Raw genomic sequence first — 23861 nt, 5'->3', positions numbered from 1 at the left:
GTGCGCCTTTACTGTTGCGACCGTGATTGAGGTTCAGGACGTTCGGGTCGATCCGGACAATCGCCGCGCCTGGCGCAACGACGAAGAGGTCACGCTGTCGCGCAAGGAGTTCGACCTCGTCTACAAGCTGATCTCCAACGCCGGCCTGATCGTCAGCCGCGCGGACCTGATGCGCGACGTGTGGAACACCGAGTTCTTCACCTCCTCCAAGACCATCGACGTCCACCTCGGCTGGGTGCGCCGCAAGCTCGGCGACGACACCCGGCGCCCCAGCCTGATCACCACCATCCGGGGCAAGGGCCTGCGCTTCGAGAAGAGCCCGCTGATCCGGTGACCCCGCACGGTTCGGTGGGGCGGGCCGGCACCGATAGGCTGTCAGCGTGGCTGAGCTCGCACCGACCCTTGCTGTGATCGGAGGCGGGCAGCTGGCCCGCATGATGGCGCAACCCGCCATCGCTCTCGGACTCCCGCTCCGGCTCCTGGCCGAGGCCGAAGGGGTCTCGGCAGCGCAGGTGATCCCGGACCAGATCGTGGGCGACTACCGCGACCTGGAGACGCTGCGACGGGTCACCGCCGGCTGTGCTGCGGTCACGTTCGACCACGAGCATGTCCCCACCGAGCACCTCGCCGCACTGGAGGCCGACGGTGTCGCCGTACGGCCTGGGCCGCAGGCGCTCGTCTACGCCCAGGACAAGGGCCGGATGCGTGCCCGGCTGGCCGAGCTCGGTGCGCCGTGCCCGCGCAACGCGATCGTCACCGACGCGGCGGCCGTGGTCGACTTCGGCTTCCCGTGCGTGCTCAAGACGACCCGCGGCGGCTACGACGGCAAGGGCGTCTGGGTGGTGCGCTCCGAGGCCGACCTGGCCGAGCCGTTCGCCGTCGCCGAGGCGGCCGGCGTCGAGGTGCTGGCCGAGGAGCTGGTGCCGTTCCGTCGCGAGCTCTCCGCCCTCGTCGCCCGCTCGGCCAGCGGTCAGGCCGCCGGCTACCCGGTCGTGCAGACCACGCAGCGTGACGGCATCTGCCACGAGGTGATCGCCCCGGCGCCCGACCTCGACCCCGAGCTGGCCGCGCAGGCGCAGACCCTCGCGCTCCGGATCGCCGGTGAGCTCGGTGTGGTCGGCATCCTCGCCGTCGAGCTCTTCGAGGTCGTCGACGAGTACGGCACCACCCAGATCCTGGTCAACGAGCTGGCGATGCGTCCGCACAACACCGGGCACTGGACCCAGGACGGTGCCGAGACCTCGCAGTTCGAGAACCACCTCCGGGCCGTGATGGACCTGCCGCTGGGCTCGCCCACGCCGCGGGCACCGTGGACCGTGATGGTCAACATCCTCGGCGGCGAGGCTGCCGCCAGCGGTGAGGTCGGTCGGCTGTACGACGGCTTCCCGCACGCTCTGGCCCGTGACCCGCACCTGCGTGTGCACCTCTACGGCAAGGAGCTGCGCCCCGGACGCAAGGTCGGCCACGTCAACGCCTACGGCGACGACCTGGAGACCTGCCTGGAGCGCGCCCGCCATGCCGCCGCCTGGTTCGCCGGCGATCTCGGCAACGACTCTGAGTGACCTGAGGAGACTGCAGACATGACCGAGAAGACTGTTGCCCGCGTCGGCATCGTGATGGGGTCGGACTCCGACTGGCCCGTGATGAAGGCCGCCGCCGAGGCGCTCACCGAGTTCGGCATCACCTGGGAGGCCGACGTGGTCTCGGCCCACCGGATGCCCGAGGAGATGATCGCCTGGGGCAAGAGCGCCCACGAGCGCGGTCTGTCGGTGATCATCGCCGGCGCCGGCGGTGCCGCGCACCTGCCGGGCATGCTCGCCTCGGTCACGCCGCTGCCCGTGATCGGCGTCCCGGTCCCGCTGAAGTACCTCGACGGGATGGACTCGCTGCTCTCCATCGTGCAGATGCCGGCCGGCGTCCCGGTCGCCACCGTCTCGATCGGCAACGCCCGCAACGCGGGCCTGCTCGCGGCCCGGATCCTTGCCGTGGGCGATGCCGACCTGGCCGCCCGGGTGCTCGACTTCCAGGCCGACCTCAAGGCCGTCGCCCAGGCGAAGGGTGCCGTCGTCCGCGACGCTCAGCTCTGAGCAGCCCGGGCGCGCTGGAACCAGACCTTGCTCGGGCAGGTGTCCATCACCATCGGCACACCCGCGGCACGGGTGCGCTCGAAGGCCTCCTCGTCGAGCACGCCCATCTGGAACCAGACGCCCTTCGCGCCGACGGCGACCGCCTCGTCTGCGAACTGACCGGCCGCCTCGGAGCGCCGGAAGACGTCGACGACGTCGATCGGGAACGGCACGTCGGCCAGGCTCGCGTAGGCCTTCTCGCCCAGCACCTCGCCGATCTCGGCGGCACGGGGGTGGATCGGCACGATCCGCTTGCCGTGCTCCTGGAGCTCGGCGGCGATGCTGTACGCCGTCCGGTACGGGTCACCCGACAGGCCCACGATCGCCCAGGTCTCGGTGTCGTCGAGCAGGTGGTCGATGGTGGCAGGGTCGAGCCAGGCGGGCGTGTCGTTCATGGCTCCATCGTGCCACCCGGCCGGTGGGGCGCTCCGTGTCCGACGTACGGGCGAACCTTGTGGGTACAAGGTCCCAAAGGCGGCTCGGAGGCAGGACGGTGGGGTCGGGACCGTCCTACGGTGAGGCGCGGGTTCGAGGGAGCCCCGGTGACTTCTCTGGAGGGAATACCTTGTCGATCCGAACCCGTCTCGTCTCTGTGGTGGCAGCCGGTGCGCTGACCGCCGGTGGCCTGGCCTTCGCGCCCGCGCCGGCCCACGCCGCGACCACCGCGCCGACCGCGACGTACACCTGCACCGGCACGTCGGGGCTGAAGAGCATCAGCCTTCCGCTGACCGTCACGTTGCAGTCGCTCACCGACGGTCTGACGACGGGTACGCCGCTCCAGCCGGTGCTCAACTCGCTGGTCGGTCAGGTCGGCAGTGTCCTGACCCAGCTGCTCGACGTGGTCAACGGCCTGCTGCACACGGCCCTCGACCCGCTGCTCAACATCATCAACCAGCTGCTCGGCACCGCGTTCGGCTCCTCGACCTCGCTGACCGCGCAGGTCGCCGACGTCGAGTTCGACCTGGTCAACAGCCTCGGCACGACGGTCTCCTCGCTCGGCGGGAGCCTGTCGCAGACCTTCACCCTGGGCGACCTCAGCACGCTGGGGCAGAGCAACCCGCTCAACCTGGTGCTGGGCAACCTCACCGGTGGTCTGACCGCGCCGAGCGACGGCACCTACTCGGTGACCGCGCCGTCCGCGTTCGACCTGAAGTTCCTCAGCTCGGCCGTCGGCAGTGCCGTCACCACCCTGGGCTGCACGATCTCGACCGTCGGCGGTGCCACCGCCACGGTGGTCGACCACAACCGCATCGTCCTGGCCGGCGGTGTGGTGTCGAAGACGCCGACCAAGACCGGCACGACCGGCCCGAAGACGGCCCCGGCCCTCAACCCCTGCACGGCTGCGCTGCCGAAGGTCGGCACCAAGAAGACGACGCTGAAGCTCGCCCTCGCCAAGAAGAAGGTCAAGGCGCGGGCGCACGCCAAGCTCACCATCTCCGGCACCTACAAGGCCGGAGGCAAGAAGAAGGCCAAGGGCGCCGTCCTGGTCTGCGACGGCACCAAGGCGCTGGGCTACACCACGCTCAAGGGCAAGCTCAAGGTCGCGCTGCCGAAGCTGGCCGTGGGCAAGCACCGCCTGCTGGTCCGCTTCCTCGGCGGCGGCAAGGCCAAGCCCGCCAGCAAGCGGATCACCCTCACTGTGAAGCGCTGACCTCGGCGAGGGCTCGCCGGAGCCGGTTGGCGACAGCCTCGACTCCACCACCTGATCGCATCACGATCACGGTGGTGGAGTCGTCGTCGTTCGTGGGCTGCTCCAGCACGATGTCGATGGCGTGGTCGAAGCCGCGCCGCGTCTCGCCGGCGGTCTCGGCCTCGCCGCGCAGCCAGCGGCGCAGGACGTGGTTGTGGGCGGTGACGATGGCGGCCGCCATCAGCTCGGCGCGCAGTGGGCCGTCGGTCTCGTCGGCCCACCAGCGTGCCAGGAAGCGGGTGAAGAGGCGCTGGTACTGGCGCAGGCCGGCCACCTCGCGGGCCTGGAGCGCGGGCACCGACCGGGTCAGCCGGTAGCGCGTGCGTGCCCGCGCGCCCTCGGCCAGGTAGTGCTGGAGGACGAGTCGGGCGGCCTCGGCGACGGCGAGGCCGCGGGTCTCGGGATCGGCGGTGGACAGCCGTTCCTCGATCCGTGCCAGCAGGGCGTCGTGCTCGGGGAAGATCGCGTCCTCCTTGCTGCCGAAGTTGCGGAAGAAGGTGGACCGGCCCACGCCTGCGCGCTGGGCAATCTCGTCGACGGTGGTGTTCTCGAAGCCCTGCTCGGCGAAGAGGTCGAACGCCGCGGCGACCAGGCGGTCCCGGGTGGAGGTCTGCTCGGGGGAGGAGGACGCGTCGGTGGGCACGGCTTGAACCTAGTTCATGGGACGGAGTACCGTAAACATGGAATTGAGTTTCATTCGTGAGCAGCGTACGGAAGAGGAGAAGCGCGTGACGAGCATTCAGCGCGTAGGTGTCATCGGCGGTGGCCTGATGGGCTCGGGCATCGCCGAGGTCTGTGCCCGCGCGGGCAAGGACGTCATCGTGGTGGAGTCCAGCCCGGCGGCCGTCGAGGCGGCCACGAAGCGGCTGACCGCCTCGCTGGAGAAGGCTGAGCAGCGCGGCAAGATCGACTCCGCCGCCGACGTACTGGCACGGATCCGGGTTGTCGAGGACCTGACCGCCGTCGCCGACCGCGATCTCGTGGTCGAGGCGATCGTCGAGGACGAGGCCGCCAAGACCGAGCTGTTCAAGAAGCTCGACGAGATCGTGACCAGCCCCGACGCGCTGCTGGCCTCGAATACCTCCTCGATCCCGATCATGAAGCTGGCCGTCGTCACCAAGCGACCCACGCACGTGCTCGGCATCCACTTCTTCAACCCGGTGCCAGTGCTCAAGCTCGTCGAGCTGGTGCCCTCGCTGCTCACCGACCCCGCGTCGGTCGAGCTCGCCCGCTCCTTCGTCCAGGACGACCTGGGCAAGAGCGCGATCGACTGCCAGGACCGCGCCGGCTTCGTGGTCAACGCGCTGCTGATCCCCTTCATCCTCTCCGCGATCCGGATGTACGAGTCCGGCTTCGCCTCGGCCGAGGACATCGACCAGGGCCTGGTGCTCGGCGCCGCCCACCCGCAGGGACCGCTCGCGCTGGCCGACCTGATCGGTCTGGATACCACCAAGGCCGTCGCGGAGTCGCTGTACGAGGAGTTCAAGGAGCCGCTCTACTCCGCCCCGCCGCTGCTCAACCGGATGGTCGACGCCGGCCTGCTCGGCCGCAAGACCGGCCGCGGCTTCTACACCTACTGAGATCGGAACCCTGCATGTCTGAGCAGCACCCCATGTTCGCCCTCTCCGAGGAGCAGGTCGAGATCCGACGTGCCATCCGGGAGATCGTCGAGGCCAAGATCGCCCCGGCCGCCGCCGCCGTCGACGAGGAGGCCCGCTACCCCCAGGAGGCACACGACGCCCTGCTGGCCACCGACTTCTACGCCCCCCACGTCCCCGAGGCGTACGGCGGCGTCGGCGCCGATGCACTGGCGACCGTCCTGGTGATCGAGGAGATCGCGCGCGCTGACGTGTCGGCCTCGCTGATCCCTGCGGTCAACAAGCTCGGCTCGCTGCCGGTGATGATCGGCGGCTCCGAGGAGCTCAAGGCGACGTACCTCGGCAAGCTGGCCGCGGGGGAGGGCGGGTTCTCCTACTGTCTGTCCGAGCCCGAGGCGGGCTCGGACGCCGTCAACCAGAAGACCACCGCCGTGCGCGACGGCGACGAGTGGGTGCTCAACGGCACCAAGCGCTGGATCACCAACGCCGGCGTCTCGGAGTTCTACACCGTGCTCGCCACCACCGACCCGACCAAGCGGTCCAAGGGCATCAGTGCCTTCGTGGTGGAGAAGTCCGACCCCGGGGTGAGCTTCGGTGCCCCGGAGAAGAAGCTCGGGATCAAGGGCTCGCCGACGCGCGAGGTCTACTTCGACAACGTCCGCATCCCTGCCAACCGGCTGATCGGTGAGGAGGGCCGCGGGTTCGAGTACGCGATGAAGACCCTCGACCACACCCGGATCACCATCGCCGCGCAGGCGGTCGGCGTGGCCCAGGGCGCTCTGGACTACGCGCTGGGCTACATCAAGGAGCGCAAGCAGTTCGGCAAGGCGATCGCGGAGTTCCAGGGCATCGAGTTCATGGTCGCCGACATGGGCATGAGGATCGAGGCGGCTCGTCAGTTGACGTACGCCGCCGCGGGCCGCTCCGAGCGCGGCGACGCCGACCTGACCTTCTTCGGTGCTGCCGCCAAGGCGTTCGCCTCTGATGTTGCGATGGAGGTCACCACCAACGCGGTCCAGTTGCTGGGTGGCTATGGCTTCACCCGCGACTACCCGGTCGAGCGGATGATGCGCGACGCCAAGATCACCCAGATCTACGAGGGCACCAACCAGGTGCAGCGGATCGTGATGGCGCGCCAGTTGCTGGCGGGGGTGCAGTCGACCCTCTGACCTGCGCAGATAAGGCACTTAAGGGGGGCGGATGACGTTTTTCGTCATCCGGCCCCCTTTGTGTGTGGAGCGAAACGGCACCAGACGGCACAGGTTGAAGCGCCCCAGGTTCTTCGCCGGTCCCATACGGGGTGCGGCTCTCGGTTGAGAGTCGCGAAGTGGGCCTGCTAGAACTCCACGGGAGTCATCATCCCAAGGGTCGAGTGACGGCGTCTGTGGGACTGCCCGGAGTTCGGTTGACACCTTGACCTGACCGGGGGGGGGGCAGTCCCTTGTTCCGGATGTCCAAGACCGATCTACGAGCGAGGCCGATGTTCCACCGCAAGCGCGAATCCATCGAGGCGCACCAGACCATCGTGTTCGCCGCGCTCGCGATCGCACGTCACCTTCAGCAGGTCACCGGCGTCAGCATCAAGAAACTCGTCACCACCCTGCGGCCGCTGCGCGAGATCACCCTCAGCGTCGCTGGGCAGACCATCACCGCTGCCCCCAAGACTCCCGCCGAGGTCTGCCGCCCTACTCGACCAACTGGGTCACTAAATCTGTGCAACTCAGGCCCAAACGTGGCATCTGTGACTGACCGATCTAACGCAGAAGCGGGCCCGCCTGATCCTGGGGTCTACACATGGTCACCCCGGGATCAGGCGGGCCTCAAGTTTGAAGAACCGGGCTACTTCTCGATGCCGGTGAGCATGTCGCTCACCAAACCGCAGCCCGCAAGGCTGGCACCTGATGCGAACCAGGTGTCATCCTCAAGCGCTGTAACGAGATAGGTCTGACCCCCTGCATCGACCCAGATAGGAGCGCCGGCCCGCCGGCCGAAGGGCTCCTCACTGACGGCGTCGACCTTCGGGTCAAGCTGCTGGACAGCTTCGAGGACCGTCTTGGCTCCGCCAGTCGTCTCCTCCGGGTCCCGATCGACCTTGAGCTCGGGCGCAGATCCCGCCGGGCACCCAGAAACCGGGCTCGTGCTGGTGGGCGCTAGGCTGCTGATGGCGTCAGGAACGACATGGTCCTGGCCCCCGGCGTCCGTCGCCGCGTTCGCAGACTGGATCGCCCAGCCTGCGACCGCGGCGACCGCGATTCCGGCACTGACGGCAGCGAAGCGGTTGCGTTTGGTGTTGGTGTTCATTCCGGCCTCCTCGGGCTCAGACGTCGTAGCAGGCGTAGAGAGCGGAGTAGACACGGAGCCGTTCCTCGGCGGAGTATCCACGCTTCCCGTTGGAGAAGTTCACGTGATACCACCAGCGGTTGACCCCGTCGACGACCGTGCCGGTGCGGTAGTAGGACATGCAGTTGTCCTGGCCGAGGTAGCCCTGGCCTACCAGTGTGGACGACGTGTACGGGCCGGTGCGGATCTTCACGTTGTTCTTGGCGTAGGTACCGATGTAGCCGGCCGTAGCAGGGACCGCCGTGGCCGCCAGCATCGCTCCGGTAACCACGGGCACGCCTAGCGCCGCAACCAGTGCGGCCCTCTTTCCTTGCCACTCTTTCCCAAGACGAAGCAAGACTCTTTCCCCTCGTAGGTGGTTGAGCCTCCACCGTCTCCGGGGAACACCCCACTGTCAGCCACTTCGCAGAATGAGCGATCCTTCAAATGGAAAGTTGTTACGAACGTGACAACTTGTCTCGGGCCAGGGGGGACAGACGAGTCGGCAAGGGTTCGCATCCAGTTCGCAGCCGACGATTGGGTCTGCTGCACGATCAGGTGACAGGTTGGTTCATGCAGCCCGAGTGGCCGGCGCGGTCATGATGGTCTCGTACTCAACAGGCGTCAATCGACCGAGTCGGTCGCGGCGTCGGCGTCGGTGGTAGGTCCTTTCGATTCAGGTCGCGATGGCGATTCGAAGGTATTCTCGGGTGCGCCAGGGCTGCCGGTTCAAGATGTTCTTCTGGAGCAATGAGAAGAAGTTCTCCGTCGCCGCGTTGTTACCTGCTGCGCCGACTCTGCCCATCCAGCCAGCGACGACGCCCCGCCTGGCGACGGCGTTGATTAGTGCCTCAACCGCAAGCCGGGACTGCATCCGGTCACTGATCGAGTAGCCCATGGTCCGGTTCGGGAACATGTCCTTGAAGGCGCACGGGTGGAGCTTGCCTTACCTTCTTCGGTACCGCCGCCAAGGCGTTCGCCTCCGACGTCGCGATGGAGGTCACCACCAACGCCGTCCAGCTGCTCGGTGGCTACGGCTTCACCTGCGACTACCCGGTCGAGCGGATGATGCGCGACGCGAAGATCACCCAGATCTACGAGGGCACCAACCAGGTGCAGCGGATCGTGATGGCGCGCCAGCTGCTGGCCGGCATCCAGTCGGAGATCTAGTGGCTCGTGTGAGAAGTTGTTGGTCGGTTCGCGCACTCGGGGCACGCACCTCGCTGCGTTGTCGAACACTCGACGGGCCTGCGGCCCGCCTTCGGTCCTCCGCCTTGCGAGGCACGCACCCCGAGCACGCCAACCGTCCCAAAACTTCGAACACGAGCCACTAGACTCCCGCACACGTCGGCGCAAGGGGGAGCCAGTGGTCCGGTTCGGACGCGTTGAGTTCTGGCCCTCCGGTGGGCGGGAGGATCGGCCGTGGGCCGATGCTCCCGCCACCGATGCGCTGGTGCGGTCGGCCTGCCGGGTCGCTGCTGCCTACTCCGAGGCCCTGGCCGACGAGAACCTCGAGGGTCCGCAGCGGAGCCTGCGGTTCTTCTCCCATCCGCATGAGGCCGACGAGGTCCAGCTCCAGGTCGACACGGACAAGCCCACCGACTGGGAGTCGGGCACCGTCTTCGTCCCGGAGGCCGTGGTCGGCCTCTCCGCGGGTGAGCGGGGGCGACTGGTCCTGGACCTGATCCACGACGCCGTCGTCCAGCTGGCGCCCCACCGTGGCTGGCCGCTGGAGGCGATCGAGCGGGTCCGTGCCCGCGTCCTCGCCCAGGACCTGGAGTTCCGGTGGGCCTCGTCGTGGAAGACGAGCCCGGACCGGTCGATGACCGCCCGGGCCGTCTACCGGGTCGACGACGACGGCTGGGGGCGGGTGGCGATCGAGGTCCGCGACCGTACGTCGGAGGTGCTGATCGCGCGGTCGGCGCCCGCGCTCGCCTACAACGCCTTGGTCAACTTCCGGGCGAGTGCGAAGACACTGCGCTGGACGAAGCGGACGGTTCACCTCGTGCCGAGGGTCGGATCGCCGCACGGAGGCGTCGTGGTCACTCTTGATCCGGATCGCGGTGAGATCCATCAGGAGTGGTCGGGCGCTCACAACCATGAGTCGACCCCCGGTGTCGCTGTGCCGGCCATCGTGCGGGCGGCATACGGCTCGGATCGCATGGACGCGACACCGGGTGTCGGTCTGGTAATGGGGTTCGGCCTCGGGGTCCGGGGGAGCCGCCTCATCTGGGACTCTGACGTCGACCTCACCGAGGCCATCGAACTCGCACTCTTCGACCGGATCGGCGCGGGGGAGGCCGGCGTGAGTGAGTGGCTCGACGGACTCCCCGTCGAGATCTGGCTCGAGTACGACCTCCCCGAGCACCTGGACCTGTGCGGCGGAGCCTTCGGCATCCGGTTGCGGCGGACGGCGCGATGCCTGAGCGTCACGGTCCTGCGGGACGGTTCCTGGATCGGCGCTCCGACGCTCACCGGCGAGGCGGTCGAGCGGGAGGTCTCCGACCTGGTGGAGCAGGTGATGGCCGCCGTGGCGGCTCGTGCTGAGAAGGGACCTGTTGCCAAACGCAAATAGAACCTGTTCTATTTGCGAGGTGACCCCCACCCTCACCGCGCCGTTCGGGATCGAGTTCGGCTTCTCGCGAACCGTCGGGCCGCAGCTGGCGGTCTTCTTCGGTCAGCTTCGGGCCGGGCGCCTGGTCGGGGCGCTCACCGCTGACGGGGCGGTGCTGTGCCCACCGCACGAGTTCGACCCCGAGACCGCCGCACCCACCCACGGGCTGGTGCCGGTCAGCGACCACGGTGTCGTGGAGTCCTGGACCTGGGTCGACTCGCGGCCCGGGGACCCGGTGCCCGGGGGCGGCTTCGCCTGGGCGTTGATCGCCCTCGACGGCACCCGTGGTGCGCTGTTCCATGCCCTGGACACCGGCGGCGACCCCGCCGCGATCACCGTCGGGATGCGGGTGCAGGCACGGTGGCGCGAGGAGCGGGTCGGCTCGATGACCGACATCGTCGCCTTCGTCCCCGAGCACAGCGCCAGCACGGTCCAGGGGAGTGCTGATGCCACCGCCGGGCCGGTCGACACCCTCGAGTTGCCGTTCAAGATGGAGTACACCTACGTCGCCGGGGTGGGGCGCTCCGTGGCCCTGCGTGGCCTGGCCGACGGCCTGATCCTGGCCCGCACCTGCCCGGTCTGCGAGCAGGTCTACGCCCCGCCACCCGACCACTGCGCCCGCTGCCTGGTCGAGCTCGGCGAGCCGTTCGAGCTGCCCGGCACCGGGGTGATCGACACCTTCTGCGTGGTGAACTTCCCGTTTCCCGGTCAGGTGCACACGCCGCCGTACGTCGTCGCGCAGATCCGCCTCGACGGGGCCGCCAACCGCCTGATGCACCGGATCTGGGAGATCGACCCTGCCGACGTGCGGATCGGGCTGCCGGTCGAGCCGGTCTGGGTGCCCGACGCCGAGCGCACCCCGTCGTTGGGCAGCATCGCCCACTTCCGTCCGGTGTCTCCGGTGCGTCCGGTGGGAGGTGACGTCGATGCGTGAGGTCGGCATCGTCTCCTTCGCCCAGTCCGACTGCCGGGTCAACCGCCAGCACGACATGGCCGAGATCCTCGCCCCGGTGATCCGCGACGCCCTGGCGAGCGCCCGGATCGAACGCTCCGACGTGGACTTCTTCGTCTCGGGCTCCCACGACTTCCACGAGGGTCGGACGTTCTCCTACATCGAGTCCCTCGACGCCGTCGGCGCCTGGCCGCCGATCTCGGAGTCCCACGTCGAGATGGACGCCGCCTGGGCCCTGTACGAGGCCTGGGCCTGGCTCCAGCTCGGCCACGGCGACATCGCCCTGGTCTACGGGATCGGGCGGGGCACGCTGCCCGTCGACCTGGACCAGGTCGCCCCATCCATGCTCGACCCCTACTTCCTCACCCCGCTGCGCCCGCACCGCCATGCCCTGGCCGGACTCCAGGCCCGCGCCCTGCTGAACGCGGGGATCCTCAGCGAGGAGCACAGCGCCGCCACGGTGGCGCGCTGCCTGGCTGCGGCCCAGCACAACCCGCACGCCCTGCGCAGCGGCGAGCACCGGGTCGCGGACCTGCTCGCCCAGCCGTACGTCGCCAGCCCGCTGCGCGACCTCGACATCGCCCCGGTCGGGGACGCCGCCGCGGTGATGATCCTCGCCGCCGGGGACCGGGCCCGCGCCCTGAGCGAGGCCCCGGTCTGGATCCGGGCGATCGACCACCGGCTCGACACGCACTACCCGGGCAACCGCGACCTGACCACCTCGGCCACCGTCCGGCGGGCGGGCCAGCGGGCCGCCGAGCTCGCCGGGTTCGGGGCCGAGAGCGTCGACGTCGCCGAGCTGCACGCCGAGTACTCCTACGTCGAGCCGCTGCTCGCGGCCGAGCTGGGGCTGCGTGGTGACGTCGTACTGAATCCGTCGGGTGGGCCACTGGCCGGGGCGCCGACCACGGCCACGGGCCTGATCCGGGTGGGGGAGGCGGCGCGACGGATCGCTGCAGGCCAGGCGCAGCGCGCGCTCGCCCACGCCACCAGCGGCCCGGCCCTGCAACAGAACCTGATCTGCCTGCTGGAGGGGGAGCGATGAGCCAGCGCCTTGCCGTCGTCGGTGTCGGACAGTCCCAGCAGGCCAAGAAGCGCGACGTCTCGATCGCGGGCCTGATCCGCGAGTCGGTCGCCGCGGCCCTGGCCGACGCCGAGCTCACGGTCGACGACATCGACGCGATCGTGCTCTCCAAGACGCCCGACCTCTTCGACGGGGTGATGAACCCCGAGCTCTACCTCGCCGACGCGATGGGCGGGCGCAACCTGCCCGTCACCCGGGTCTTCACCGGTGGCTCGGTCGGTGGTCACGCCGCGATCTACGGTGCCCACCTGATCGAGGCGGGGCTGGCCCGTCGGGTGCTGGTGGTGGCCTACAGCAAGGAGTCCGAGGGCAACTTCACCTGGGCGCTGTCGCGCCCGCTGCCCTTCGGGGTCTCCCTCGGTGCCGGTGCCGGCGGCCACTTCGCCCCCGTGATCCGCGACTACATCACCCGTTCCGGGGCGCCTGAGCACATCGGCTGGCAGGTCGCGGTCAACCACCGCCTCAACGCCCTGGGCAACCCGTTCGCGCACGTGCACAAGCCCGACATCACCGTCGAGGAGGTCAAGGCCTCCCCGATGCTGTGGGACCCGATCCGCTTCCTGGAGTCGTGCCCGTCCTCGGACGGCTCGGCAGCGATCGTGGTGACCGGGGAGGCCGACGCCGAGCGGATCAGCGCCGCCACCGGTCGCCCGCCGGCCTGGATCCACGGGATGGCGTGGCGCACCGAGACCGGCCACTTCGCCGGGCGTGACGAGGTCGATCCTGCCGCCGGGAGCGCGTGTGCCGCCGAGGCCTACCGTGCCGCCGGGATCACCGACCCGGCCCGCGAGATCGACGTGGCCGAGCTCTACATCCCGTACAGCTGGTACGAGCCGATCTGGCTGGAGAACCTCGGCCTGGCCGAGCGCCACCAGGGCTGGCGGATGACCGACGAGGGTCGCACCGCGATGACCGGGGACCTGCCGGTCAACGCCTCGGGAGGGGTGCTCTCGGGCAACCCGACCGGGGCGACCGGACTGGTCCGCTTCGCCGAGGCCGCCCAGCAGGTACGTCGACTCGCCGGCGACCACCAGGTCGACGCCGCCCGTCGTGCCATCGGCCATGCGATGGGCGGGGCGTCGCAGTTCCACGCCCTCTGGGTCGTCGGCGCCGAGAAGCCAGGAGCATGATCATGACCCGTCCGACCAGCACGACGCCGTACGTGATCGGTGTCGGCATGACACCGTTCGAGCGGATCGGCACCAACCCGCAGACCTATCCTGCGATGGTCGGCCGAGCCCTGGACGAGGCGCTGGCCGACGCCGGGCTGACCTACGCCGACATCGACCGTGCCGCCGTCGGCCACGTTTTCCAGCCCTCGGCCGCCGGCCAGCGGGCGCTCTACGACGCCGGCATCACCGGCATCGGGATCGTCAACGTGACCAACAACTGCGCCACCGGTGCCACTGCGCTCCACCTGGCCCAGGAGTGGGTGCGCTGCGGCGTGGCCCGGATCGCCGTCGCCGTCGGCTTCGAGCAGATGACCAAGGAGGCGATGGCCGGACCTGCCACGCCGCCCCGGGTCACCACGATCGACCCGCACCTCGCGGTGGTCGCCGCCGGACCCGACGTCGGGTCGGGGCCCGCCCAGACCCGGATCTTCGCCCAGGCGGCCCTGGAGCACATCGCCTACTACGGCTCCACGATCGAGGAGATCGCCGCCGTCGCGGTGAAGAACCACGAGCACTCCACCCGCAACCCGCTCGCCCAGTTCCAGCGGCCCTTCAGCCTGGACGAGGTGCTGGCCGACAAGCAGGTCGCCGGCCCGTTGACCCGCTCGCAGTGCTCCCCGATGTCCGACGGTGCCTCGGTCGTGATCGTGGCCAGCGCCGACGTGGTGCGTGAACGCGGGCTGGGCGCCACCGCGGTGCCGCTGCTGGCCCAGGAGCTGGTCTCCGACACCGCCGACGCGTTCGAGGGCACCTCGCCGCTCAAGGCGATCCACGCCGTCGGGGTACGGATGACCGAACGGGCCGCGGCCACCGCGCTGAGCCGTGCCGGGCTGCGGATCGGTGACGTCGACGTGGCCGAGGTGCACGACTGCTTCTCGATCAGCGAGGTGCTGGTCACCGAGGCGCTGGGGCTGTGCGGTCCCGGTGAGGGCGCGGCGCTGGTGGCCTCGGGCGCGACGACGTACGGCGGCGCGTGCGTGATCAACCCCTCGGGCGGTCTGATCGCGAAGGGCCATCCGCTCGGGGCGACCGGCCTCGCGCAGGTGAGCGAGCTGGTCTGGCAGCTGCGCGGCACCGCCGGTGGACGTCAGGTGGCCGGAGCCGAGGTGGCGCTGGCCCAGAACCTCGGCCTGGGCGGCGCCTGCTCGGTCACGGTGCTCGGTCCTCCCGGGGCCTGAGACCCTCGGTCACCCCGGAGGGCCCGGCGTCCTCGGTCGAGCGCCGGGCCTGCGGCGCCGTCACCGCCGGCGGGTGGACGACGTGCTTGTCGGCGTACATCCGCAGGTCGGCGCGCTCGGCCGCCGAGGCGTAGGTGTCGTCGCTGCGTACCTGGGTGACGCCGAAGGTCCACGCCACCGGGGAGACCTCCTGCAGGGCGCGCAGCCGGACCCGGGCGGCGGCCTCGTCGGTGCGGGGGAACAGGATGACGAACTCGTCGCCGCCGATCCGCCCCACCACGTCGCCCTCGCGTGCCAGCGGCGCCCAGCTGTCCACGGCGCTGACCAGGTGCGCGTCACCGGCGCGGTGACCGGCGGTGTTGTTGACCTTGCGCAGGTCGTCGAGGTCGATCACGGCCAGGCTCAGAGTGCTGCGCTCGGCGTGGGCACGGTCGATCAGCAGGGCCGCGCGTCGGGTCACCCCGGCTCGGTTGAGCACCCCGGTGAGGGAGTCGACGTACATCAGCGCCGAGATCCGTACGGTCAGCCGCCACGCCACCTCGACGGCCACCACCGACTGCCCGGCGCCGACGAAGGCCATCGCCGTCAGCATCGGGTCACCGCGCAGCGTCATCGCCACCAGCCAGCCGACCAGGCCGAGGTAGAAGACCGGCGCGGCCCGGCGGGGCAGCAGCCACCCGGTGTAGAGCCCCAGCATCGGCAGCACCAGGCCGTTGCTGAACGCGGCCAGGTCGCGACCGGTGGTGAAGCTGAGCGCAGCGGCACCGGTCAGGTAGATCGCCAGGAACCCGGTCGCCTCGGCGGTGGTGAACCTGACCCCGCGGCGCAGGGTGTGCGCGCTGAGCGCGATCGCGACGGCCCCGAGTATCCCCAGCACCTCGCGCGGGTTCTTGCCCGGGAAGTACCAGATCGTCGCGATCTCCAACGCCAGGCCGGTCAGGCCGTAGAAGAGCGCCGAGAGCAGGGTGAGGGTCGGCAGATGTCCGAGTCTGCGTACGAGAGCAGAGCGCATCTGGGTTCCCGTCGGAGGTCGAGGGTGCGAGGGCCGGGGTCCAGTCTCTCGCGTCCGGGCATCGGATGTGTGGCTTCGCCCGATTGCACCGGGCTCAGCCAGGCTCAGCCGGGCTCAGCCGAGCACGTCGGCGAACAGCTCCCGCAGCTCGCGACAGTGCCGCTGGTACGACGGCTCGTGCCAGTTCGACGTGTCGCGCATGGTGTAGCCGTGGGTGCCGCCGGGGTAGAACGCCGAGGTGAACGGTGCTCCCACCGCCCGCAGGGCGTCGTCGAGGACGGCGCCGTCGGCCGGGGTCATCGAGCCGTCCTGGTCGGCGTGACCGAAGAGGTAGGTCACGCCGGCCCTGACCGTGGTGTGCGGGCTGGCCGGGTCGTCGGTGACCAGGGAGCCGCCGTGGAACCCACCGACGGCACGGAACAGGTCGGACTGTCCCGCGGCGCGCAACGCCAGCCGGGCGCCCATGCAGTAGCCGGTCGTGCCCAGGGGCGCCCCGGTGCCGGCGTACTGCTGGAGGGTGGCGACGTAGGCGGGCAGGTCGCGGGCGGCGAGCTCGGGAGTGAGGTGTGCGATCCGTTCCCGGCCGCCGAGCTCGGCGAAGAAGCGACCTCGCTCGGCGGGGTCCATCAGGTCGATCGGCGGGACCAGCTCGGCGACGGTGCCGTCACGGTGGAAGACGTTCGGGGCCAGCACGACGTAGCCCCAGCTCGCGATCTCGTCGACCATCTCGCCGATCCACCCACGCAGCCCGAAGGCGTCCATGAAGAACAGGATGCCGCCGCGCGGTGCTCCCTCGGGACAGCCCAGGTAGGCCTCCACGGCGCCGTCGGGGGTGCTGATCTCGATCGTGTCGGCCACGGTCCCAGGCTAGTCGCCGGGGGTTCCGAAGACCTCCGGCAGGTCGGAGGGGCGGGTGCTGAACCGGGGTGCGCGCTTGTCCAGGAACGCCGCCACGCCGTCCTTGCCGTCGCCGACGGAGGTGTGCCACATCGCCAGCGAGTCGGCCAGGTGGGCCTGGAGCGGTGACTCGGTGTTGCGCCACAGCATCTGCCGGGCCAGGCCGAGGGCCACGGCGCTGCGTCCGACCACGAAGGAGCGGGCCAGCTCCAGGGCGGTGGTGACGAGCTCGTCGGGGGCGTGCACGGAGCGGACCAGCCGACCGGCCAGCGCCGCCTCGGCGTCGATGATGTCGGCGGAGTAGACCCACTCCAGGGCCTGCTGGAGGCCGACCAGGCGGGGCAGCAGGTGCGAGGAGGTCGCCTCGGGCACGATCCCCAGCCGGCCGAAGACGAAGCCGATCCGGGCGTGGGTGGAGGCCAGGCGGAGGTCCATCGGCAGTGTCATGGTGGCGCCGATCCCGACCGCAGGGCCGTTGATCGCCGCGATCACCGGCTTGGGCAGGGCCAGCACCGCCAGGGCGATCTTGCCGCCGACGTCGCGCACCCCGGTGAGGTACGGCTCCTCGTCGAGGTGCGCCGCGAGGGTCGCGGGGGAGAGGTCGGTGACGGTCTCGTCGAGTCCGAACACGTTGCCTTCGCCGGTGAGGTCCATCCCGGCGCAGAACGCGCGCCCGGCCCCGGTCACCACGACGGCCCGGATGTCGTCCTCGGTGGCGCGCTCGGTCCAGAACGAGAGCAGCTCCCGCGACATCGTCAGGTTGAACGCGTTCAGCGCCTCGGGACGGTCCAGGGTCAGCAGGGCGATGCCGTCGTCGTCGACGGCCAGCGTCAGGGTCTCGTACGTCGTCATGGGCAGGATCCTCGTCGTTCTCGGGGTCGGCGGAGGTGTCGGTGCCGGCCTCAGCCGGTCACCGACTTCGGCAGCCCCGACGGCGTGCACAGCGACGCCGGGATCTGCGAGGTGGTGTCGGTCTTGAGGTAGCCGAGCATCTTCAGCGCGCGCTGCTTGTCCCAGTGGATGTACATGTCCGAGATCGGGATGCCGCACTGCATCGCCTTGCCGGCCGAGACCGACCGGAACGCGAGTCCGAACTTGGCGACGTCGATGTTGCTCATCCCCTTGCCCACCGAGATGCCGGAGATCCCTGGCTTGAGGGCGTTCAGGGCGAACGGGTTGAGCAGCCGGGTCGGGGAGAGGATCTTGGAGCCGACCTGGCCGATCACCTCGGTCTGGGCCTCGCCGCGACCGAGGTCGCCGAGCTTCTGGGCGTGCCGGGAGCGGGAGTAGGCCAGGGCGGTGAAGCCGTCGGCGTGCTGGCAGCCCTTCTTGATCTTGAGCCGTGCCAGCGGGTCGGTCATGTTCGTGGTGGGGCAGATCGTGATCCCGCCGACGGAGTCGACCAGGTTGATCAGGCCGCCCATGCCGATCTCGACGTAGCCGTCGATGCGCAGGCCGGTGTCTTGCTCGATCGTCTTGACCAGCAGCTCGGGGCCGCCCCAGGCGAAGGCGGCGTTGATCTTGGACGAGCCGTGGCCAGGGATCGGGACGTAGGAGTCACGGGGGAGGGTGAGCATCACCGTCGGGCCGCTGCCGGTGTGGAGCAGCTTGATCGTGTCGGTGCGCTGCCCGATGTCGGGTCCGGCGTCGAGCCTCTTCTTCTGCGCCTTGCTCAGGCCGAGCCGGGAGTCGGAGCCGACGATCAGGTACGTCCTGCCGGGCTGGGCGGCCGGGCGGGTGCCGCTGGGCTCCCAGGCCACCTTGTGCAGGGCCTTGACGTCACCCAGCCCGACCCAGACCAGGGAGCCGATCCAGATCACCAGGACCAGCAGGATCACCCGCACGATGGTCTTGACCCGCGGGCGCTTGAAGCTCGGCATCGAGGGCCGGCCGCGACTGCTGCCGTATTCGGTGCCCTTCGGCGGCCCCGGGGGCTGGCGCGGCGGCGCGGGGGGTGCCGTGGGCGGCGTACCGGAGGGGGTGCCGGCACCCGTGCCGGGGCGCTGCTGCACCGGCATCACACGGGTCGACTCCGGCTCCGGGGTGGAGTTCTGTCCCTCGGGTGGCGGTGTGCCCTTCCCGGTGTACAACCAGTTGAAATCGGGGCCTTGACCGTCAGACATGCGCTCGACGGTACCGTGCCACGGGTGAACGACCCCGACCCCACTGGACGTGTCCGCCCCGGATCTGCGCGCCCCGCGAGCTATTCGCGGGTCAGCCTCGCCGAGATCGCGCGGCTGCCCCAGGCCAACGTGCACGGCACCCTGCACGGCGGTGAGATCCTGAAGATGGCCGACTCCGCGGCCGGGGTCGCGTCGCGACGGCACTGCGGCATGACGACGGTGACCCGGGCGATCGAGGGCGCCTCCTTCGAGGTGCCGGTCGAGGTCGGGTCCCTGGTCTACGCCACCGCGTCGGTGGTGAGCACCGGTCGGACCTCGATCAGGGTCAGCGTGCTGATCGAGAACGAGCCGCTGAGCACCCCGACGCCCGGGGAGCGGACCCGGGTCGCCGAGGTCGTCTTCGTGATGGTCGCGATCGGTGAGGACGGGCGGCCGGTGCCGGTCCCGGGCCTGGCCGAGGAGCCGGACCAGCCGGTGGGGGAGTCGGCTCCGACTTCGTAACGGTCCGGCGTGTTGTCACAGTTGTGACACATGTGACTGGTGATACTGGCCGGGCTGGATCTTCCCCCGTCTGGCGTCAGTCGAGCACCAGCCACGTCCGAGAAGGCCGTCATGTCAGCACCCACGAGTTCACCCCGCATCAGCACCGACGAACGGGCCGCCCGCGTGCGGTACCGCCGGGCTGTCTCGCTGCTCCTGATGACCCTGGTGCTGCCCGGGTCGGCCCAGCTGGTCGCCGGCAACAAGCGGGTCGGCCGCGGCGTGCTGCGCGGTCTCGCGATCGCCCTGGTGGTCACGATGCTGGTCGGGGCCTACGGCGTGATCAACCACGGCTTCTTCATCAGGCTCGGCTTCAACACCGGTTTCCTGCAGCTCGTCCGGCTCTTCCTGATCGCGCTCGCGATCGGCTGGGCTGCGCTCTTCGTCGACGCCTGGCGGATCGGCCGCCCGCCGTCGCTGCTGACCCAGCACCGCCGGGTCACGCTCGGGATCAACGCCGCGCTGTGCTTGGCGGTGGCCAGCGTGCTCTTCTACAGCTCCCACGTCGTCAACGCCCAGCGCGGTCTGGCGGCGGCGATGTTCTCCGGCACCAAGGTCACCGGCGCCCACGCCGGCCGCTACAACGTGCTGCTGCTCGGTGGCGACTCCGGTGCCGGTCGCTGGGGCCTGCGCCCCGACTCGATGACGGTCGCCAGCATCGACGCCGGCACCGGCAAGACGGTGCTGGTCGGCCTACCGCGCAACATGTCGAACTTCCGCTTCAAGCCCGGCTCGGTGATGGCCCAGCAGTTCCCGAACGGCTGGGGCGGCACCGGGAAGTACCTCAACGGGCTCTCCACCTGGGCCGAGGACCACAAGGACCTCTTCCCCGACTCCGAGAACCCCGGCGTCGACGCCACCATCGAGGGCATCGAGGGGATCACCGGCCTGCAGATCAACTACTGGGCGATGGTCAACCTGCACGGCTTCCACAAGCTCGTCGACGCCGTCGGCGGCGTCACCCTCAACGTCCGCCAGCCGATCCCGGTCGGCGGCCTCGGCAAGGACGTCACCGGCTACGTCCAGCCCGGCATCCGCAAGCTCGACGGCCACGAGGTGCTCTGGTTCGCCCGGGCCCGTGACTCCAGCGACGACTACTCCCGGATGGCGCGGCAGAAGTGCGTGATGGGTGCGATGCTCTCCCAGCTCAGTCCGGCCAAGGTGCTGACCCACTTCACCAAGATCGCCGACGCGAGCTCCTCGATGATCTCCACCTCGATCCCGGCCAGCGAGGTCGACACCTTCGTCTCGCTCGCCCTCAAGGCCAAGAGCCAGAAGATCGCGACCGTCTCCCTGGTGCCGCCGGCGATCATCACCGCCCACCCGAACCAGAAGAAGGCCCAGCGGATGATCGCCCAGGCGATCAGCGGCAAGAAGGCCACCGGCACCACGAAGGTCAGCCCGTCGGCCGGTACGTCGGCCACGGCAGGCTCCTCGGGCTCGACCGGCTCGACCGGCGGCTCCGACACCCTCGTCACCGGTGGCTCGATCGGCTCCCTGAAGACCGGCTACGCCGCCAACCAGTCCGACGACCTCGCTGCCTCCTGCTGAGCGTCCAGGCGGGCTCCGGCCCCAGCGACGCTAGGATGGTGCCTCGTGAGTGAGTCCCGACGACTGGTAGCCGTCGTGGTCACCTTCAACCGGCTGGCCCTGCTGCAACGCCTCCTGGAGCGGCTCGACACCCAGGTCGAGGTCGACGAGATCCTGGTCGTCGACAACGCCTCCACCGACGGCACGGGCGAGTGGCTCGCGGCGCTGGACGGCACCGAGGACGACCACCCGTCGGTGCCGGTGATCGCGCGCACCCTGGAGACCAACACCGGCGGTGCCGGCGGCTTCGCGACCGGTCTGAGCTGGGCGATGGAGCGCGGCGCCGACCTGGTCTGGCTGATGGACGACGACGGCGTCCCCGCCCCCGACTGCCTGCCCACCCTGCTGGCCTACGGCGACACCCACCCCGACCTGGAGTTCTGGGGCCCGATCGTGGTCGACGAGGCCGACCCGCAGCGTCTGGTCTTCCCGATCCGGCTGCCCGGCGGCACCCGGGTCGCCCACGACGTCGCCGCGGTCGAGGCCGCGGCGGTGCGGGGCGTGCTGGAGGAGATCGTGATCCCGTTCAACGGGGTCCTGGTCACCCGCGGACTGGTGCAGCGGATCGGCGTACCGCGGGCGGAGTTCTTCATCTGGGGCGACGACCACGAGTACCGGCTCCGGGCCGAGGCCTCGGGCGCCCGGATCGCCACCGTCGCCGCGGCGCGGTTCCACCACCCGTCGGTGGGGGAGCTCGGCACCCCGATGATGTTCGGGGCGACGACGTACAACCACTCACCCAGCGACCTCAAGCACTACTGCATGGCGCGCAACAACCTGCTCAACCTGCGCGAGTACCGCGGTGTGCCGCACGCGGCGGCGTTCATCGCCAAGACGCTGTGGTTCTACACCTTCACCAGGCGCGCACCGAAGCGGATCTGGCTCAGCATCCAGGCCTGGCGGGCCGCCCTGTGCGGCGACTTCACCGGCCACGAGAGGTTCCTCCGATGACCGACGCCCCGCACCCCACGCCGGCCGCCGAGACGGTCGCGATCGTGGTGGTGACCTACAACCGCGCCGATCTGCTGGAGCAGATGCTGCTCGGCCTGGGCCGCCTGGAGCGACCGGCGGACGCGGTGATCGTGGTGAACAACGCCAGCAGCGACCACACCGCCGAGGTGCTCGCAGCGAGCACCCTGGCCGGCCTCCAGGTGATCACCAGCCCGGACAACCTCGGCGGTGCCGGTGGCTTCCGGCGCGGCATGGAGGAGGCCTGGCGGGGCGGCTACGACCGGATCTGGCTGATGGACGACGACGTCGTCCCGGCCCCGGACTGCCTCACGGTGCTGCTCGCCGCCGACGAGGACTGCCTGATGGCGGTGCGGGAGGGCACTCGCGGTGATCTCGCCGAGTACGCCGCTCTCCGGTTCGACCTGACCAACCCGCTGGCGATCAAGCCCAAGACGGCCAGCGTGGTCTCGACGTACCCCGACCGCGCCTCCATGCCGGAGCGGGTCGCTCTGGAGAACGTCGCCTTCGAGGGCTTCATGGTCCGCCGCTCGGTGGTCGCCGAGATCGGTCTGCCCGACGCCGGCTTCTTCATCTTCTACGACGACGTCGACTACGCGCTGCGGGCGAGGGCGACGGGCCGCACGATCTGGGGGCTGCGCGACGCGCGCCTGATCCGACAGATCGACTTCTCCCAGCAGCACGACCTGGCCGGCTGGAAGGGGTTCTACATGTACCGCAACCTCTTCGTGGTGCACTTCCGCTACGGCACCAACGTGCTCGTCCGGGCCAAGCCCTGGGCGATCACCGTGGCGGTCGCGCTGGTCGCGCTGGCCAAGGGTCGCCCGGGCGAGGCCCGGAACGTGCTCAGGGCTGTGTGGTCAGCACGGGGGATGCGTTCTCGTCCGTCCCGGTCGCTTCCCGCGGCGTGAGGTAGGGCTTCCAGCCCTTCCGGTTGCCCGTCGCCATCGCGGAGATCCAGACCGCGAAGGCGCCCAGCAGCGCACCGGCGAAGACGTCGGCGAGGAAGTGCCAGCCCAGGTAGACCGTCGCCAGGATGGTCAGCACGAGCATCAGGTAGGCCGCCCAGCGGATCACCTTGTGCAGCCGCATCAGCACCACGATGATCGTGATCGTCACCATGATGCCGACGTGCAGCGACGGGAACGCCGCGATCGTCTGCAGGCCGTTGTGGGTCGTCGGTGCGGCCAGCACCTCGACCCGGTCCTCCCACATCGAGGAGGCCAGATCGGTGACGTAGGTGTGCGGCAGGCCGGCGAAGGTCTGCGGGTCGGAGTAGATCGGCCCGACGGTGGGGATCACGTAGTAGAGCACCGCACCGAGCAGCCAGTCGACGCTGATCGCGGTGACGAACCAGGCGCCGGCGCTGGTGAAGCGGGTCCACACGAGAGCGATCGCGATCGAGACCGGGACCATCGCGATCCACAGGAAGTAGACGCCCGAGAGCAGGTGCGCCGCCCAGCCGGTGCCGAGCAGGTCGTGCAGCAGCTGGGCCGGGTCGTGGCCGAAGAGCAGCCAGCGGTCGAAGGAGGCCAGCCGGTCGTCCCACTCGCTGGTGTTCGCGATCGGCGCCATCGACTTCACGTTGCGGAACGCCGCGTAGCAGACGTACCAGGAGACGACGCCGTTGGCGGCGAACCACCAGTGCGAGGCGGGCCAGCGCTCCTTCATCACGCTACGGAACGCACCCGCCAGGCCCAGGCCGCCCTTGGCGATCCGGTAGACGATCCGCGGCACCACGTCGACGGCGAGCACACCGACCACGATCAGGGGGAAGCGGATGTACCCGGGCATGACGTTGTCAGGGTCTTTGAGGGAGATGCCGGTCGTCGCGGACATCACGAGCATGATGACGACCAGTGCCAGGCTGCACGCCCACGCCAATCCCCATTGCCCTGCAGTCCGGCGCAGCACGCTTGTGATGTTCATCGCGGACAGAATAATCCTGCCCCGCGCGGCAATGCGGACCCTGGTCCGGCCTTTCGTAGACTGACCGA

General features: G+C 69.9%; 24 protein-coding genes and 2 pseudogenes. 16 read left to right on the top strand and 10 right to left on the bottom strand.

The window, feature by feature from the left end:
• Window positions 1–22: 22 nt before the first annotated feature.
• The 3 genes from Q1V88_RS15375 to purE are packed head-to-tail and all read left to right on the top strand — an operon-like array spanning window position 23 to window position 2087.
• Complete coding sequence (locus tag Q1V88_RS15375) at window positions 23–334, top strand: winged helix-turn-helix domain-containing protein (RefSeq protein WP_300682171.1); 312 nt, start codon at window positions 23–25, stop codon at window positions 332–334.
• A 46-nt stretch (window positions 335–380) separates the two neighbouring features.
• Entirely contained in the window at window positions 381–1562 is a 1182-nt protein-coding gene (locus Q1V88_RS15370; protein WP_300682170.1) for a 5-(carboxyamino)imidazole ribonucleotide synthase, read from the top strand.
• Window positions 1563–1580: 18 nt separating this feature from the next.
• Window positions 1581–2087 (top strand): 5-(carboxyamino)imidazole ribonucleotide mutase, encoded by a 507-nt coding sequence (purE, locus tag Q1V88_RS15365; RefSeq protein ID WP_300682169.1) that lies wholly within the window; start codon window positions 1581–1583, stop codon window positions 2085–2087.
• Here purE and Q1V88_RS15360 read toward each other — a convergent pair.
• Window positions 2078–2521, bottom strand: coding sequence for a CoA-binding protein (locus Q1V88_RS15360; protein ID WP_300682168.1), 444 nt, complete (start codon window positions 2519–2521; stop codon window positions 2078–2080). The genes purE and Q1V88_RS15360 overlap by 10 nt on opposite strands.
• A 200-nt stretch (window positions 2522–2721) precedes the next feature.
• Here Q1V88_RS15360 and Q1V88_RS15355 point away from each other — a divergent pair, with 200 nt between their 5' ends.
• Window positions 2722–3777 carry a hypothetical protein gene (locus Q1V88_RS15355; protein ID WP_300682167.1) on the top strand — a complete coding sequence of 352 codons (1056 nt, stop codon included), beginning with the start codon at window positions 2722–2724 and terminating at the stop codon, window positions 3775–3777.
• Here Q1V88_RS15355 and Q1V88_RS15350 read toward each other — a convergent pair.
• On the bottom strand, window positions 3761–4459 hold the full coding sequence (locus tag Q1V88_RS15350) for a TetR/AcrR family transcriptional regulator (protein ID WP_300682166.1): 699 nt from the start codon (window positions 4457–4459) through the stop codon (window positions 3761–3763). The two genes, Q1V88_RS15355 and Q1V88_RS15350, sit on opposite strands and share 17 nt — an antisense overlap.
• Before the next feature lie 94 nt (window positions 4460–4553).
• Here Q1V88_RS15350 and Q1V88_RS15345 point away from each other — a divergent pair, with 94 nt between their 5' ends.
• Window positions 4554–5396: a 3-hydroxybutyryl-CoA dehydrogenase gene (locus tag Q1V88_RS15345; protein ID WP_300682183.1), complete on the top strand. Its 843-nt coding sequence runs from the start codon at window positions 4554–4556 to the stop codon at window positions 5394–5396.
• Between the two features lie 14 nt (window positions 5397–5410).
• On the top strand, window positions 5411–6583 hold the full coding sequence (locus tag Q1V88_RS15340; protein WP_300682165.1) for an acyl-CoA dehydrogenase family protein: 1173 nt from the start codon (window positions 5411–5413) through the stop codon (window positions 6581–6583).
• A 670-nt stretch (window positions 6584–7253) separates the two neighbouring features.
• On the opposite strand, the gene Q1V88_RS15335 is transcribed toward Q1V88_RS15340, so the two are convergent.
• The 3 genes and pseudogenes from Q1V88_RS15335 to Q1V88_RS15325 form a co-directional block, all read right to left on the bottom strand.
• Entirely contained in the window at window positions 7254–7715 is a 462-nt protein-coding gene (locus tag Q1V88_RS15335) for a hypothetical protein (protein ID WP_300682164.1), read from the bottom strand.
• 16 nt (window positions 7716–7731) lie between these two features.
• Window positions 7732–8025 carry an SH3 domain-containing protein gene (locus Q1V88_RS15330; protein WP_300682163.1) on the bottom strand — a complete coding sequence of 98 codons (294 nt, stop codon included), beginning with the start codon at window positions 8023–8025 and terminating at the stop codon, window positions 7732–7734.
• 279 nt (window positions 8026–8304) lie between these two features.
• Window positions 8305–8679, bottom strand: a pseudogene (locus Q1V88_RS15325) (IS3 family transposase); the annotation flags it as partial.
• Between Q1V88_RS15325 and Q1V88_RS15320 the strand changes: the two are divergent.
• The 6 genes and pseudogenes from Q1V88_RS15320 to Q1V88_RS15295 form a co-directional block, all read left to right on the top strand.
• A pseudogene (locus Q1V88_RS15320) lies at window positions 8679–8903 on the top strand (acyl-CoA dehydrogenase family protein); the annotation flags it as partial. The pseudogenes Q1V88_RS15325 and Q1V88_RS15320 overlap by 1 nt on opposite strands.
• 196 nt (window positions 8904–9099) lie before the next feature.
• Window positions 9100–10308, top strand: a complete 1209-nt coding sequence (locus Q1V88_RS15315) for a hypothetical protein (protein ID WP_300682162.1) — start codon at window positions 9100–9102, stop codon at window positions 10306–10308.
• 19 nt (window positions 10309–10327) lie between these two features.
• Entirely contained in the window at window positions 10328–11281 is a 954-nt protein-coding gene (locus Q1V88_RS15310; protein ID WP_300682161.1) for a Zn-ribbon domain-containing OB-fold protein, read from the top strand.
• Complete coding sequence (locus Q1V88_RS15305; RefSeq protein WP_300682160.1) at window positions 11274–12344, top strand: lipid-transfer protein; 1071 nt, start codon at window positions 11274–11276, stop codon at window positions 12342–12344. Before Q1V88_RS15310 ends, Q1V88_RS15305 begins: the two co-directional genes overlap by 8 nt.
• Complete coding sequence (locus Q1V88_RS15300; protein WP_300682159.1) at window positions 12341–13513, top strand: thiolase domain-containing protein; 1173 nt, start codon at window positions 12341–12343, stop codon at window positions 13511–13513. Before Q1V88_RS15305 ends, Q1V88_RS15300 begins: the two co-directional genes overlap by 4 nt.
• Window positions 13514–13515: 2 nt before the next feature.
• Complete coding sequence (locus Q1V88_RS15295) at window positions 13516–14733, top strand: lipid-transfer protein (protein WP_300682158.1); 1218 nt, start codon at window positions 13516–13518, stop codon at window positions 14731–14733.
• Here the strand turns inward: Q1V88_RS15295 and Q1V88_RS15290 are convergent.
• The 4 genes from Q1V88_RS15290 to Q1V88_RS15275 all read right to left on the bottom strand — a co-directional run bounded on the left by Q1V88_RS15290 (window position 14705) and on the right by Q1V88_RS15275 (window position 18765).
• Window positions 14705–15745, bottom strand: a complete 1041-nt coding sequence (locus tag Q1V88_RS15290; protein ID WP_300682157.1) for a GGDEF domain-containing protein — start codon at window positions 15743–15745, stop codon at window positions 14705–14707. The genes Q1V88_RS15295 and Q1V88_RS15290 overlap by 29 nt on opposite strands.
• A 114-nt stretch (window positions 15746–15859) precedes the next feature.
• Window positions 15860–16603 carry a dienelactone hydrolase family protein gene (locus Q1V88_RS15285; protein ID WP_300682156.1) on the bottom strand — a complete coding sequence of 248 codons (744 nt, stop codon included), beginning with the start codon at window positions 16601–16603 and terminating at the stop codon, window positions 15860–15862.
• 9 nt (window positions 16604–16612) lie between these two features.
• A complete protein-coding gene (locus tag Q1V88_RS15280; protein WP_300682155.1) occupies window positions 16613–17494 on the bottom strand; it encodes an enoyl-CoA hydratase-related protein in 882 nt (293 codons plus the stop codon).
• A gap of 50 nt (window positions 17495–17544) precedes the next feature.
• Window positions 17545–18765: an LCP family protein gene (locus tag Q1V88_RS15275; protein ID WP_300682154.1), complete on the bottom strand. Its 1221-nt coding sequence runs from the start codon at window positions 18763–18765 to the stop codon at window positions 17545–17547.
• 24 nt (window positions 18766–18789) lie between these two features.
• On the opposite strand from Q1V88_RS15275, the gene Q1V88_RS15270 reads away from it, so the two are divergent.
• The 4 genes from Q1V88_RS15270 (at window position 18790) to Q1V88_RS15255 (ending at window position 22775) form a co-directional block, all read left to right on the top strand.
• Window positions 18790–19266 carry an acyl-CoA thioesterase gene (locus Q1V88_RS15270; protein WP_300682153.1) on the top strand — a complete coding sequence of 159 codons (477 nt, stop codon included), beginning with the start codon at window positions 18790–18792 and terminating at the stop codon, window positions 19264–19266.
• Between the two features lie 111 nt (window positions 19267–19377).
• Window positions 19378–20856 (top strand): LCP family protein, encoded by a 1479-nt coding sequence (locus Q1V88_RS15265; RefSeq protein WP_300682152.1) that lies wholly within the window; start codon window positions 19378–19380, stop codon window positions 20854–20856.
• A 45-nt stretch (window positions 20857–20901) separates the two neighbouring features.
• On the top strand, window positions 20902–21846 hold the full coding sequence (locus tag Q1V88_RS15260; protein ID WP_300682151.1) for a glycosyltransferase family 2 protein: 945 nt from the start codon (window positions 20902–20904) through the stop codon (window positions 21844–21846).
• A complete protein-coding gene (locus tag Q1V88_RS15255) occupies window positions 21843–22775 on the top strand; it encodes a glycosyltransferase family 2 protein (protein ID WP_300682150.1) in 933 nt (310 codons plus the stop codon). Before Q1V88_RS15260 ends, Q1V88_RS15255 begins: the two co-directional genes overlap by 4 nt.
• On the opposite strand, the gene Q1V88_RS15250 is transcribed toward Q1V88_RS15255, so the two are convergent.
• The gene (locus Q1V88_RS15250) at window positions 22711–23793 is read right to left on the bottom strand and encodes a phosphatase PAP2 family protein (RefSeq protein ID WP_300682149.1); all 1083 of its coding nucleotides are present in this window, start codon (window positions 23791–23793) and stop codon (window positions 22711–22713) included. The two genes, Q1V88_RS15255 and Q1V88_RS15250, sit on opposite strands and share 65 nt — an antisense overlap.
• Window positions 23794–23861: the final 68 nt, after the last annotated feature.

Origin of the sequence: Nocardioides sp., assembly GCF_030150155.1 — a bacterium.
Lineage (GTDB): Bacteria > Actinomycetota > Actinomycetes > Propionibacteriales > Nocardioidaceae > Nocardioides.
The sequence above is the reverse complement of the archived record's forward strand: the minus strand, read 5'-3'. Positions and strand labels throughout refer to the sequence as shown.